This is a genomic window from Rossellomorea orangium (genome assembly GCF_019334305.1).
GTDB lineage: Bacteria > Bacillota > Bacilli > Bacillales > Bacillaceae_B > Rossellomorea.
On sequence record NZ_JAHWGH010000008.1, the window covers coordinates 156,734 to 169,416 of the forward strand.

Consider the following 12,683-nt stretch of genomic DNA (forward strand, 5'->3'; position numbering starts at 1 on the left):
TTTTGATCGAGGTAAGCAGTACAGAAGAATTACAGCAATCGATTGATGGTCATACGTTAGCAGCCGTATACCTTTATACACCAATGTGTGGTACATGCCAGGTTGCAGGTAAAATGATGGACGTTGTGGAGAAACTTCCCCAGTCGTTCCATTTTGTGAAAGCAAACTTGAACTACTTGCCCGAATATGCAGAAGAGCACTCCATTGAAAGTGTACCCTGCCTGCTCCTCTTAAAAGATAGCGTGGAACAAGAAAGGATTTATGCCTTTCAATCCGTTCCATTCATCTATGAGACCATCACCAAGAATGCTTAGAGAGATAAAAGACCTTTTTAAAGAGGGTCTTTTTGTTTGGCTGTTTTCGCAAAGATTGTTGCTATTCTCATACAAACCAAGATATACGATGCCCTGTCATTTAAGTTATGGTGCAGGAGGGTGAAGGGAACAGTCCCGCTTTCCACGGACGTTCGGCCGAGCCTCCTCAGCAAAAACCGCTTCCGGGGTCTCGGCACGCCTGTTTTCCGTAGTAGTCTACGCAGTTCCCTTCACCCTCTGGAGTAGTATGTGTTGACAGAGCAAAATGGTGTGTGACCATCAGTTTTAAAAGAGTATGGGACTATGAAATAAAATCAGTCACTGCAACGAATGAAAAAGCAGTGGCATACCCGATCTCCACATTTCCTTTGTGATAGTCAAATTTCGCGTCAGTTGATTGGAGCGGAAGGTGCTCGACTCCTGCGGGAAACGCTGGACAGGTGAGACCCCGCAGGCTAAGCCGAGGAGGCTCACCGCCAGCCCCGCGGAAAGCGAGCACCTGTAGCGGAAATCAACCGCCACTCGCTACATCCAAAAACAACAATGTTTACGAAAACAGCCTTTTGTTTTTATACTTTGGACATTTTAGCATTTTTCTTTCTACATTCGCAGACATATTTCTCGGGAAATGGTTCGAATCCCCTCATTTTTTGACCTTCCATCATCCAAATTCTTACTGTTCGACAAATTTGATACATCCGTTCAAAACATGTCGAGAATGTTTAAAAGGGAATGATCACCTGAAGTGGAATTGTAAGTATATAGAAGTTTCACTGGGAGGGTATTCATGCGACTATATTTAGAGGAATTAGTAGATCAGTGTCATTCAAGATACCATTTACGACTCTTGTTTCCAGACAGCCCATTTATCCTTCATTTTCAACGCAGGGATTGGATCTATGGAATTTCCATTTCGAACAGCCGTTGTGCAGTATTAGAAGATATAATGCCTGAAGCACATTTTGTGATCGAGGGAGAAGAGGGGGATATCATTTCTCTGTTGACAGGTGAAGAGCGATTGTCCCAACTGGTTGAAAAAGGAATCCTTGAAGTCAGGGGAGGATACCGCCCGCTGCTATTTGTGGAGTCGGTGCTTTGGTTGACAAGGTCCAGGGTGAAGGAACCGGTTAAAGTGTCATAAAAGTAAAAAAAGAATTGACACTTTTCTATATCCGATGATAGAATCTCTCTTGTAGCAAATTTTCAGAGTCTTTAGCTAATAAAATTAAATAACTTGATACTTTACTCTTATTTAGAGAGGTGGAGGGACGTGCCCTATGAAGCCCGGCAACCGTCAATGAAAATTGAAATGGTGCCAATTCACTCAAAGCGATTGCTTTGAAAGATGAGAGAAAGGATAGTCCTATATATGATTATGCCTTTCTGCTTATCGCAGGAGGGCATTTTTTTATTGAATATCCTGAAAGAGCTTGAGAGGTTGCAGGGATATATTTACAATCCTGATTAAAACGACCGTTTTACTTAGAAAGAAGGTGGAGACAACATGATCAGTATTTCAGATGTAAAGAAAATCTATCAATCCAAAAATGGTCCGATTGCTGCAGTTGATGGAGTAAATATTGACATTGCCGAAGGAGAAATTTTTGGAGTGATCGGCTATAGTGGTGCAGGTAAAAGTACGCTGATTCGGATGCTCAATGGACTCGAGGTTCCGAATCAGGGTATTGTCGATGTGAATGGACAAATCGTTTCCAAGGTGAAGGGGAAAAAGTTGCGAGAGGCAAGACAGTCCATTGGAATGATTTTTCAACACTTTAACCTCCTCTGGTCCCGGACTGTCCTGCAAAATATTATGTTCCCCTTGGAAATTGCAGGGGTACCCAAGAAGGAAAGGATACAAAGAGCCAATGAATTATTGGTGCTGGTCGGATTGGAAGGCAGAGGGGATGCCTATCCTTCTCAACTGAGCGGAGGGCAGAAACAAAGAGTCGGGATAGCGAGGTCTCTGGCGAATAATCCAAACGTCCTTCTATGCGATGAAGCCACCTCAGCATTAGACCCGCAAACCACCGATTCCATCCTTGATTTGCTGGTGGACATCAATCAACGGTTAGGACTCACAATCGTCTTGATCACCCATGAAATGCATGTGATCAAAAAAATCTGTCACCGTGTGGCTGTCATGGAAAAAGGGAAGGTTGTAGAAATTGGTGATGTCCTGGAAGTGTTCCGGAATCCACAAGAGCAGGTGACAAAGCGATTTGTAAAGGAAGTATCCCAAGGAGAGGAAACGGGAGAAACAATTCAGCACCTATTGGAACAGTATCCGAATGGAAAAGTCATTAAATTTACATTCGTGGGCGATTCGACTGAGCAACCGCTCATCACCAGCCTGATCAGGAAATTCGATCTTGAAGTCAATATCCTGCAAGGGCAAATTTCACAAACACAAAAAGGAGCTTACGGTACGCTATTCGTCCATCTGGACGGGGAAGAACAGACGGTCAACAAAGCCGTTCAGTTTGCCGAAGAGCAGTTGGTTAAGGTGGAGGTGTTACGAGGATGATGGAGAACTTATTTCCGAATGTGGATTGGGAAAAGATGTGGGAAGCCACCCTTGAAACCCTTTATATGACCGGGATGTCGGTGTTAATTACATTTGTATTGGGGATGATCCTTGGAATTTTGTTATTTCTTACATCCAAGGAAAATTTGTGGGAGAACAAGCTTACTTATACCATAACGAGTGCAGTGGTCAACGTGTTCCGCTCCATCCCGTTCATTATCCTGATTGTACTATTGATTCCCTTCACCAAATTATTATTGGATACGATACGTGGAGCGAACGCAGCTCTTCCTGCTTTGATCATAGGAGCGGCTCCTTTCTATGCCAGGATGGTTGAGATTGCTCTGAGAGAAGTGAACAAAGGCGTCATTGAAGCAGCGAAAGCAATGGGAGCTAAAACGAGTACAATTATATGGAAAGTATTGATTCCTGAATCACTTCCGGCTTTAATATCAGGAATCACAGTAACAGCCATCGCCCTCGTTGGATATACAGCGATGGCAGGGGTCATCGGGGCAGGAGGCTTGGGGAATCTCGCCTATCTGGATGGATTCCAGCGCAGCAGGGAAGATGTAACACTGGCAGCAACGATCATGATTTTACTTGTCGTTTTCGCCATTCAACTAATAGGTGATTTCTTTACAAATAAATTAGATAAAAGATAAAAAGGAGAGAATGATAATGAAAAAATGGGCAGCAGGTATTATTGCAGCAACGAGTATCTTTGGTTTAGCAGCATGCGGGAGTGATTCAAGTTCCGGAGGGAGCGACGAGAAGGAGTTAGTGGTTGGGGCATCGAATGTACCTCATGCAGAAATCCTTGAACAAGTGAAGCCGATCTTAGAGGAGGAAGGGATCGATCTTCAAATCGAAACGTATCAGGACTATATCCTACCGAACAAAGACCTGGATAATGGGGACCTGGATGCGAACTATTTCCAAACCACACCGTATATGGACTTACAAATGAAAGAAAATGACTATGATTTCGTCAACGCCGGCGGAATTCATATCGAGCCGATCGGTGTATACTCTAAAAAGTATAAATCACTTGAGGACCTTCCAGAAGGCGCAACGATTCTCATGAGTAACTCCGTTTCCGACCATGGACGCATCCTCACATTATTGGAGAAAAAGGGTCTGATTACATTAAAAGACGGTGTCGAGAATACACAGGCTCAACTGGAAGACATCAAAGAAAACCCTAGAAAGCTGAAATTCGATTATGAATACGAAGCAGCCCTGCTTCCACAAATGTATGAAAATGAAGAAGGGGATGCGGTCGTCATCAATTCGAACTATGCCATCGATGCTGGCTTGAAGCCACTCGAAGATTCAATTGCCATCGAAGACAGTAACTCACCGTACGTAAATGTGATTGCGGTGAACAAAGGTGATGAAAACAAAGAAGAGGTAAAAGCTTTGGTTGAGGCATTGCGCTCAAAAGAAATCCAGGACTTCATCAATGAAGAATGGGACGGAGCGGTTGTACCGGTAACTGAATAACAATCATAAGCCGATGCTGACTATTCAGCATCGGCTTTATTTGATCACAGCCCTTTCCGTAATTTAATAACATAATCATTTCCTGATTGGCTCATACTATTTCCGATGAATCTATTTTGAGATGGAGTTGAATGAAATGCAGATGGAACCGAGAAATACAACAGAAGCAGCCCTTCATGATTATAAAATGGGACTTGGAATCTTCACTGAGAAAATGCCGGAACTGGCAGAGCAGTACAACACATTTACTGAGCACTGCTTTAGAGAAGGAGTACTTACCAAAAAAGAAAAACAGCTGATTGCCCTTGGAATCAGTCTGTATTCACAGGATGAATACTGCATCATCTATCACACAAAAGGATGCCTCGATCAAGGGTGCAGTGAGGAAGAAATCCTTGAGGCCATCGGCGTAACAGCTGCATTCGGCGGAGGAGCCGTCATGAGCCAGGCAGTCACCCTGGTTCAACAGTCCATTCAAGACTTGAATCAATTAAAGCAATAACCTAATCGAGAGGGAGAAATCCTTCTCTTTTTTTATATTACGGTACATTCAACCTAACGAAATAGTCGCGAAAACTTAATAAATATACAAAGTGGTTAATAAATTTCCGTTGATGCACTATTAATTGGCAGTATAATGGCGGAATTTTGTGAAAACTTAAGGGTAGCCCCCGGGAGTGATTCTGAAGGTGAATTTTTCAGAAAAAATGATGAAATACCGGTTTTGTCTTATGAACGAGGGGGTAGTATAGTTGTAAAGTAATTAAAAACCTGAAAGGAATGATTCATTATCGACTCTCTTGAGAGTATCTCGTACACAAGTGAAATGGAAAAGGCTATGCATGGAGCCCATGGGATTGGTTATGAGGTGTACAAACGAAAGCATGATGTCAGGATGCAAGTAGAGCAAAAGAGAGAGCAGGAATACAAGGAAAGCAGAAGAATGATTGCGGCCCTTGATCGCAGGGTGCACGCTAATATATAATAAGGAAGAAAAAAGGAAACCAGTGTAGGATGTGCACTGGTTTTTTGCTGTTTATAGATGATGAAAGGGCAGAAAACCGGCTAAAGTCCGCCAAAGAGAAACAAGTCATCGACATCCTACATTTTTCCACCCATTTAGGACAACAATAGATAAGGATTCTATCGTCCGGTTAACATGAACTGACAACTTGAAAAAGTTGATTATAGCTTTTATTTGTTATAAGATTGTAATGAGAATAAATTGAGAATGATTAAAGAATTGTATTCTTAAATTCATTATAAAGTCACGGAGGTAAATACACATGGCAGGTTCTACTTTAACAATTAAAGATCTTCATGTTGAGATTGAAGGAAAGGAAATCCTGAAAGGGGTTAACCTTGAAATTAAGGGTGGAGAAATCCACGCAGTAATGGGACCAAATGGTACAGGTAAATCAACTTTATCTTCTGCGATCATGGGTCACCCGAAGTATGAAGTGACAAAGGGAAGCATCACGTTCGACGGTGAAGATGTCCTTGAAATGGAAGTGGATGAGCGCGCTCGCGTAGGTCTATTCCTTGCAATGCAATATCCAAGTGAAATCAGTGGCGTAACGAACGCAGACTTTTTACGTTCAGCCATCAACAGCCGTCGTGAAGAGGGCGAAGAAATTTCCCTTATGAAATTCATCCGCAAAATGGATTCCGAAATGGAATACCTTGAGATGGATCCGGACATGGCTCAACGTTACCTGAACGAAGGATTCTCAGGCGGAGAGAAGAAACGTAATGAAATCCTTCAATTAATGATGATCGAACCAAAGATCGCTATCCTTGATGAAATCGATTCAGGTCTTGATATCGATGCTCTTAAAGTTGTTTCAAAAGGAATCAACAAAATGCGTGGGGAAGATTTCGGTTGCCTGATCATCACTCACTATCAGCGTCTTCTTAACTACATCACTCCAGATCATGTTCACGTCATGATGCAGGGACGCATTGTGAAATCAGGCGGCGAAGAATTAGCTCAACGCCTTGAGGCGGAAGGATATGACTGGATTAAAGAAGAGTTAGGAATCAAAGACGAAACTGTTGGCCAAGAAGCGTAAGTGTTAGGGGGATGAAAATGACTGTAGAAACGAAACTACCAGTAGATCAGGACTATGTCAGCTCCTACTCAAAACAACTTGGAGAGCCAGAATGGTTAACAACCCTTCGTACAGATGCCTTTGATAAAGTAAAGGATCTTAGCCTTCCAGTTGCTGATAAAACGAAGATCACAAATTGGAATTTCACTCAATTCCAGAAGCATTCAGTTGAAAGTGACGCGTTTTCATCATTGAGCGAGCTGCCTGAAGAAGCGAAAGCATTAGTTGATTTAGAAAACAAAGATCAAAGTCTTTATATTCAACGGAATAATACACCTGCTTTTCTTTCACTATCGAACGAATTAAAAGATAACGGTGTTATTTTTACGGATATTTTTACAGCAGTAAAAGAGCATGGCGAGCTTGTACAGAAGTATTTCATGACTGAAGGCGTGAAAACGGATGAGCATAAGCTTACTGCCCTTCACGCAGCGTTGATGAATGGAGGAGCCTTCCTGTACATTCCTAAGAATGTGGAACTTTCTCAACCGATTCAAGCTGTTTACGTTCATGACAATGCTGACGTTGCTATGTTCAACCATGTATTGGTTGTCGCAGAAGATAATAGCTCTGTCACATATGTAGAAAACTATATCTCTACAGCTGATGTAGAGAACGGTGTATACAATATCGTCACAGAAGTGTTGGCAAATAATAACGCGAAAGTGGCATACGGTGCAGTGGATAATCTTACAAGCGGATTCACGACATATGTAAACCGTCGTGGTGTAGCAGCAAGAGATGCCCGCATCGAGTGGGCTTTGGGGTTAATGAACGACGGTGATACCGTTTCTGAAAATGTGACGAACCTGATGGGCGATGGCTCATATGGTGATACGAAAACCGTCGTTGTCGGACGTGGAAAACAAAAACAAAACTTCACGACGAAGGTTGTTCACTACGGTAAGAACTCTGAAGGATACATCCTTAAGCATGGAGTAATGAAAGACGAATCGTCTTCCATCTTCAACGGTATCGGTAAAATTGAACATGGTGCATCCAAGTCGAATGCAGAGCAGGAATCACGGGTGTTAATGCTTAGTGAAAAAGCACGTGGAGACGCGAACCCGATTCTTCTAATCGATGAAGATGATGTAACAGCAGGTCACGCAGCTTCTGTAGGCCGTGTAGATCCATTACAACTTTACTACCTTATGAGTCGCGGGATTCCACAGCACGAAGCAGAACGTCTTGTCATCCACGGATTCCTTGCTCCTGTGGTAAAACAATTACCAATCGAAGGAGTTAAGAAACAGCTTGTTGAGGTTATTGAAAGGAAAGTAAACTAATGGATGTAAAAGAGATTCGTAAACAATTTCCGATTCTCGACCAGGAAGTAAATGGCCATCCACTGGTTTATCTTGATAGTGCCGCAACATCTCAAAAGCCTGTTTCCGTTATAGAAGCGATGAATGATTATTATCGTGGATATAACTCAAATGTTCACCGAGGTGTTCATACTCTTGGTACGAGAGCAACGGATGGATATGAAGGTGCCCGTGAAAAGGTCCGCAATTTCATTAATGCGTCCTCTACTCAAGAGGTGATTTTCACCCGTGGAACGACTACTGCAATCAATACCGTCGCAGCGAGCTACGGCCGTGCGAACCTGACTGAGGGTGACGAAATTGTGATCACTCATATGGAGCATCACAGTAACATCATTCCTTGGCAGCAGTTAGCCAAAGAAACCGGAGCGACGTTAAAATATGTTCCACTTCAGGAAGATGGGACGATTGCGATCGAGGATGTGAAAGAGACTGTCACTCCCCAAACGAAAATCGTTTCCATCATGATGGTTTCAAACGTACTTGGTACAATGAATCCGATCAAAGAAATTACCAGGATCGCTCATGAAAATGATGCCGTCATGGTTGTGGACGGAGCTCAGGCAGCTCCACATATGAAAGTTGATGTACAAGATTTAGACTGCGATTTCTTTGCTTTTTCCGGTCATAAGATGGTAGGTCCTACAGGGATCGGAGTACTTTACGGTAAGAAAAAGCATCTGAATAAAATGGAACCGGTAGAATTCGGTGGGGAAATGATCGACTTTGTCGGCCTTCAGGAATCCACATGGAAAGAGCTTCCGTGGAAATTTGAAGGAGGCACACCGATCATTGCAGGTGCCATCGGACTTGGAGCTGCGATTGATTTCCTTGAGCAAGTAGGGCTTCATAACATCGAAGAGCACGAACATAAGCTTGCGGCTTATGCTTTGAACAAGATGAGTGAAGTTGAGGGGATGACAATCTACGGACCAAATGATCCGGGTCAGCGTGCCGGTCTTGTGACGTTCAACATTGATGATGTTCACCCCCATGATGTAGCGACTGTACTTGACGCTGAAGGGATTGCCGTTCGCGCTGGTCATCATTGTGCACAGCCGCTGATGAAGTGGTTGAACGTATCCGCAACAGCACGTGCCAGTTTCTATCTTTACAATACAGAAGAAGATATTGATAAACTGGTTGCCGGCCTGGTGAAGACAAAGGAGTTTTTCAGCGATGTCTTTTAATAATTTAGATCAGTTGTATCGACAAGTCATCATGGATCATTACAAGAATCCACGTAATAAAGGTTCTTTAGAGGATGGAAGCTTTACCATCGACATGAATAACCCTACGTGTGGTGACCGCATTCACCTGACATTGAAGGTGGAAGACGGTGTCGTTCAGGATGCGAAGTTTGATGGAGAAGGCTGTTCGATCTCCATGGCTTCTGCTTCCATGATGACACAGGCGGTCAAGGGAAAAGAGATTGAGAAAGCCCTCAAGCTTTCCAAGATCTTCTCTGATATGATGCAAGGCAATGAATATGATGACGATGTGGATTTAGGAGATATTGAAGCATTACAAGGAGTCGCGAAATTCCCTGCCCGCATCAAATGTGCGACATTGGCATGGAAAGCGATGGAAAAAGGAGTGTCAGAGGAAGAGCAGGACTAATGCTCTCCTTCGGCCCTACCAAAGAATGGAGGAATCAACATGGCTAAGAAAGCGCCTGAGATCGGGGATTATAAATATGGATTCAGCGATAAAGACGTTTCCATTTTCCGCTCGAAACGTGGTTTGACGCGTGAAATCGTAGAAGAAATCTCCCGCATGAAAGAAGAACCTCAATGGATGCTTGATTTCCGTTTGAAATCACTTGAGCATTTTTATAATATGTCAATGCCTCAATGGGGCGGAGATATGCAGGAATTGAACTTTGATGAAATCACTTATTACGTGAAGCCATCTGAAAAATCTGAGCGCAGCTGGGATGAAGTACCTGAAGAGATCAAGCAAACATTTGATAAACTAGGGATTCCTGAAGCTGAGCAAAAGTATCTTGCAGGGGTATCTGCACAGTATGAATCAGAGGTTGTATATCACAATATGCAATCAGATCTTGAAGATATGGGAATCGTATTCAAAGATACAGATTCTGCTCTTAAGGAAAATGAAGAGCTATTCCGTGAGCATTGGGCGAAGGTTATCCCTCCTACGGATAATAAATTCGCTGCCTTGAATTCAGCGGTATGGTCCGGTGGATCGTTCATCTACGTACCTAAAGGGGTAAAGGTGGATACACCACTTCAAGCTTACTTCCGTATTAACTCTGAGAACATGGGTCAGTTCGAGCGTACGTTGATCATCGTTGACGAAGGCGCAAGCGTTCACTATGTAGAGGGTTGTACAGCACCGGTTTACACAACGAACTCACTTCACTCTGCAGTCGTTGAGATCATCATCAAAAAAGATGCATACTGTCGATATACGACGATTCAAAACTGGGCGAACAACGTGTTCAACCTGGTAACGAAGCGTGCCGTATGTGAAGCGAACGCAACGATGGAATGGGTGGATGGAAACATCGGTTCAAAACTGACGATGAAATATCCGGCTGTCATCCTGAAAGGTGAAGGCGCACGTGGTATGACACTATCCATTGCACTTGCAGGGAAAGGCCAGCACCAGGATGCCGGAGCGAAAATGATCCACCTGGCACCTAACACATCTTCTACGATCGTCTCTAAATCCATCTCAAAGCATGGTGGTAAAGTAACGTACCGTGGAATTGTACACTTTGGCCGTAAAGCAGAAGGCGCACGCTCAAATATTGAGTGTGATACGCTGATCATGGATAATCAATCGACTTCCGATACGATTCCTTACAACGAGATCCTTAACGATAACATTTCGTTAGAGCACGAAGCGAAGGTATCAAAAGTATCTGAAGAACAGTTATTCTATCTGATGAGCCGCGGTATTTCAGAGGAAGAAGCAACAGAAATGATCGTAATGGGCTTCATCGAGCCATTCACGAAAGAACTTCCGATGGAATACGCAGTTGAAATGAACCGTCTGATCAAGTTTGAAATGGAAGGTTCAATCGGATAATCTACATGTCAAACTCCCTTGATGTTTATCAGGGGAGTTTTTTCTTTTTCTAAATGGCGGTGGATCAAGCCAAACATAAGAATTTCCATTTCCCTTATGATAAAATGGACATGTTCATAATAAAGCAGGTGAATGCGGATGATATACATAGGAGTCACAGGTTGGGGAGATCATGATACCCTTTATGAGAATATCTCTCTACGTGATAAATTAAAAGAATATGGAGCCCATTTTCCCATCGTAGAGGTAGACACGACGTTTTACGCGGTCCAGCCTGTTCGCAATGCTGAAAAATGGGTACGAGAAACACCGGAAAATTTTAAATTCATTGTAAAAGCTTATCAGGGGATCACCGGGCATCAGCGTGGAGAAATCCCCTTCGAAACAAAGGAAGACATGTTCCGGGCATTCAAGGATTCCCTTCTGCCATATGTGAAGGCAGATAAATTAGCCATGGTCCTGCTGCAATTTCCACCATGGTACGACTGTAAAAAAGAGCATGTCGCATATATCCGGTATTGCAGGGAGCAGTTAAAGGACTTTCCCCTTGCACTTGAATTCCGTCATCAGAGCTGGTTCAGACCGGAGTATCGGGAAAAGACCTTATCCTTCATGGGAAATGAAGGCTGGATCCACAGTATTTGCGATGAACCACAGGCAGGAGAGGGGTCTGTACCTCGGGTGCTCGAAGCCACCCATAAAGAGGCTACGCTCATTCGGTTTCACGGCAGGAATCTGTATGGATGGAATAAACCGAATGGGGAAGACTGGCGTGAGGTTCGCTATCTTTATCGCTACAATCGTGCCGAACTGGAAGAGTGGATTCCTCACATTCATCGCTTACATGAAAACTCGAAAGATTTATATATTTTATTTAACAATAATTCTGGAGGAGACGCCGCAGCAAATGCGAAAGAACTGATTGAATTGCTGGGCATCGAGTATGACGGGCTTGCACCGAAGCAGCTGGATCTTTTCTAATGACAGGAGATGAAAGATAGATGGAATGGATTGTTCTTCTATCCATTGGACTTTTAGCAGGGGCGATCGGTTCCCTCGTCGGACTCGGCGGTGGTGTGATCGTTGTACCTGCCTTGATATACTTTGGTACATATACAACCTTGATAGATGGCATGAACCCTCAAACGGCTGTAGGTACTTCTTTGGTTATTATGATTTTTACGGGATTATCATCCACCCTTGCTTACTTGAAGCATAAAACCGTCGATTATAAAAGCGGCTTGATTTTCTTTGCCGGGAGCGGACCTGGTTCCATAGTCGGTGCGTGGGTGAACAAAGGCTTGAATATGGAGAGCTTTAATCTTTACTTCGGAATTTTCATGATATTGATAGCCGTGATTCTGATGGTGCGGAATAAATTAAAGCCCATTGAAAAATTCAGGAATGCATCCTTCCAACGGGAATTCACCGATCCAAGCGGAGAGACATTTCGCTACGGATATCCTCCTGTCCTGGGTGCGGCCATTGCCTTTGTCGTCGGCTTCACATCCGGATTATTCGGCATTGGAGGGGGCTCATTGATGGTCCCTGCCATGATCCTGATCTTCTTATTCCCACCTCATGTGGCCGTGGCAACGTCCATGTTCATGATTTTTCTGTCGGCAATTGTAAGTTCCGGCACACATGTCCTGTTCGGGAATGTTAAATGGCTCTATGCACTCGCTCTCATCCCGGGAGCCTGGATCGGCGCAAAGATCGGGGCGTATATCAACACGAAGCTCGAATCCAAAGTATTGGTTAGTGTATTGAGAATTATTTTGATATTAATTGGAATTCGGTTGATTTATCAAGGAATGACAGGATAATATACCTCCTATAG

Annotated in this window: 14 protein-coding genes and 1 riboswitch; all 14 genes read left to right on the top strand. The window is 43.4% G+C overall.

Annotated elements, in window-relative coordinates:
• The first annotated feature begins 2 nt into the window (after positions 1–2).
• The 14 genes from KYJ26_RS04285 to KYJ26_RS04350 all read left to right on the top strand — a co-directional run bounded on the left by KYJ26_RS04285 (position 3) and on the right by KYJ26_RS04350 (position 12,669).
• Positions 3–314 (top strand): thioredoxin family protein, encoded by a 312-nt coding sequence (locus KYJ26_RS04285; protein WP_257474879.1) that lies wholly within the window; start codon positions 3–5, stop codon positions 312–314.
• A 787-nt stretch (positions 315–1,101) separates the two neighbouring features.
• Positions 1,102–1,455 (top strand): hypothetical protein, encoded by a 354-nt coding sequence (locus KYJ26_RS04290; protein ID WP_219166180.1) that lies wholly within the window; start codon positions 1,102–1,104, stop codon positions 1,453–1,455.
• A 104-nt stretch (positions 1,456–1,559) separates the two neighbouring features.
• Positions 1,560–1,666, top strand: a riboswitch (SAM riboswitch).
• Positions 1,667–1,818: 152 nt separating this feature from the next.
• Positions 1,819–2,841 carry a methionine ABC transporter ATP-binding protein gene (locus KYJ26_RS04295; RefSeq protein WP_219166181.1) on the top strand — a complete coding sequence of 341 codons (1,023 nt, stop codon included), beginning with the start codon at positions 1,819–1,821 and terminating at the stop codon, positions 2,839–2,841.
• Positions 2,838–3,506: a methionine ABC transporter permease gene (locus KYJ26_RS04300; protein ID WP_219166182.1), complete on the top strand. Its 669-nt coding sequence runs from the start codon at positions 2,838–2,840 to the stop codon at positions 3,504–3,506. The genes KYJ26_RS04295 and KYJ26_RS04300 overlap by 4 nt, the downstream gene beginning before the upstream one ends.
• Before the next feature lie 16 nt (positions 3,507–3,522).
• On the top strand, positions 3,523–4,347 hold the full coding sequence (locus tag KYJ26_RS04305) for a MetQ/NlpA family ABC transporter substrate-binding protein (RefSeq protein WP_219166183.1): 825 nt from the start codon (positions 3,523–3,525) through the stop codon (positions 4,345–4,347).
• 136 nt (positions 4,348–4,483) lie between these two features.
• Entirely contained in the window at positions 4,484–4,849 is a 366-nt protein-coding gene (locus KYJ26_RS04310) for a carboxymuconolactone decarboxylase family protein (RefSeq protein WP_219166184.1), read from the top strand.
• A 336-nt stretch (positions 4,850–5,185) separates the two neighbouring features.
• Positions 5,186–5,332, top strand: a complete 147-nt coding sequence (locus KYJ26_RS04315) for a YuzK family famiily protein (RefSeq protein ID WP_219166365.1) — start codon at positions 5,186–5,188, stop codon at positions 5,330–5,332.
• A gap of 301 nt (positions 5,333–5,633) precedes the next feature.
• Positions 5,634–6,419 (top strand): Fe-S cluster assembly ATPase SufC, encoded by a 786-nt coding sequence (sufC, locus tag KYJ26_RS04320; protein WP_034763664.1) that lies wholly within the window; start codon positions 5,634–5,636, stop codon positions 6,417–6,419.
• A gap of 17 nt (positions 6,420–6,436) precedes the next feature.
• Positions 6,437–7,747: a Fe-S cluster assembly protein SufD gene (sufD, locus tag KYJ26_RS04325; protein ID WP_219166185.1), complete on the top strand. Its 1,311-nt coding sequence runs from the start codon at positions 6,437–6,439 to the stop codon at positions 7,745–7,747.
• A complete protein-coding gene (locus KYJ26_RS04330) occupies positions 7,747–8,976 on the top strand; it encodes a cysteine desulfurase (protein WP_219166186.1) in 1,230 nt (409 codons plus the stop codon). The genes sufD and KYJ26_RS04330 overlap by 1 nt, the downstream gene beginning before the upstream one ends.
• Positions 8,966–9,406: a Fe-S cluster assembly sulfur transfer protein SufU gene (gene sufU / locus KYJ26_RS04335; protein ID WP_098350063.1), complete on the top strand. Its 441-nt coding sequence runs from the start codon at positions 8,966–8,968 to the stop codon at positions 9,404–9,406. Before KYJ26_RS04330 ends, sufU begins: the two co-directional genes overlap by 11 nt.
• Before the next feature lie 39 nt (positions 9,407–9,445).
• Positions 9,446–10,843 (top strand): Fe-S cluster assembly protein SufB, encoded by a 1,398-nt coding sequence (sufB, locus tag KYJ26_RS04340; protein WP_219166187.1) that lies wholly within the window; start codon positions 9,446–9,448, stop codon positions 10,841–10,843.
• 138 nt (positions 10,844–10,981) lie between these two features.
• Entirely contained in the window at positions 10,982–11,824 is an 843-nt protein-coding gene (locus tag KYJ26_RS04345) for a DUF72 domain-containing protein (protein WP_219166188.1), read from the top strand.
• 20 nt (positions 11,825–11,844) lie between these two features.
• Complete coding sequence (locus KYJ26_RS04350; protein ID WP_219166189.1) at positions 11,845–12,669, top strand: sulfite exporter TauE/SafE family protein; 825 nt, start codon at positions 11,845–11,847, stop codon at positions 12,667–12,669.
• The last annotated feature ends 14 nt before the right edge of the window (positions 12,670–12,683 follow it).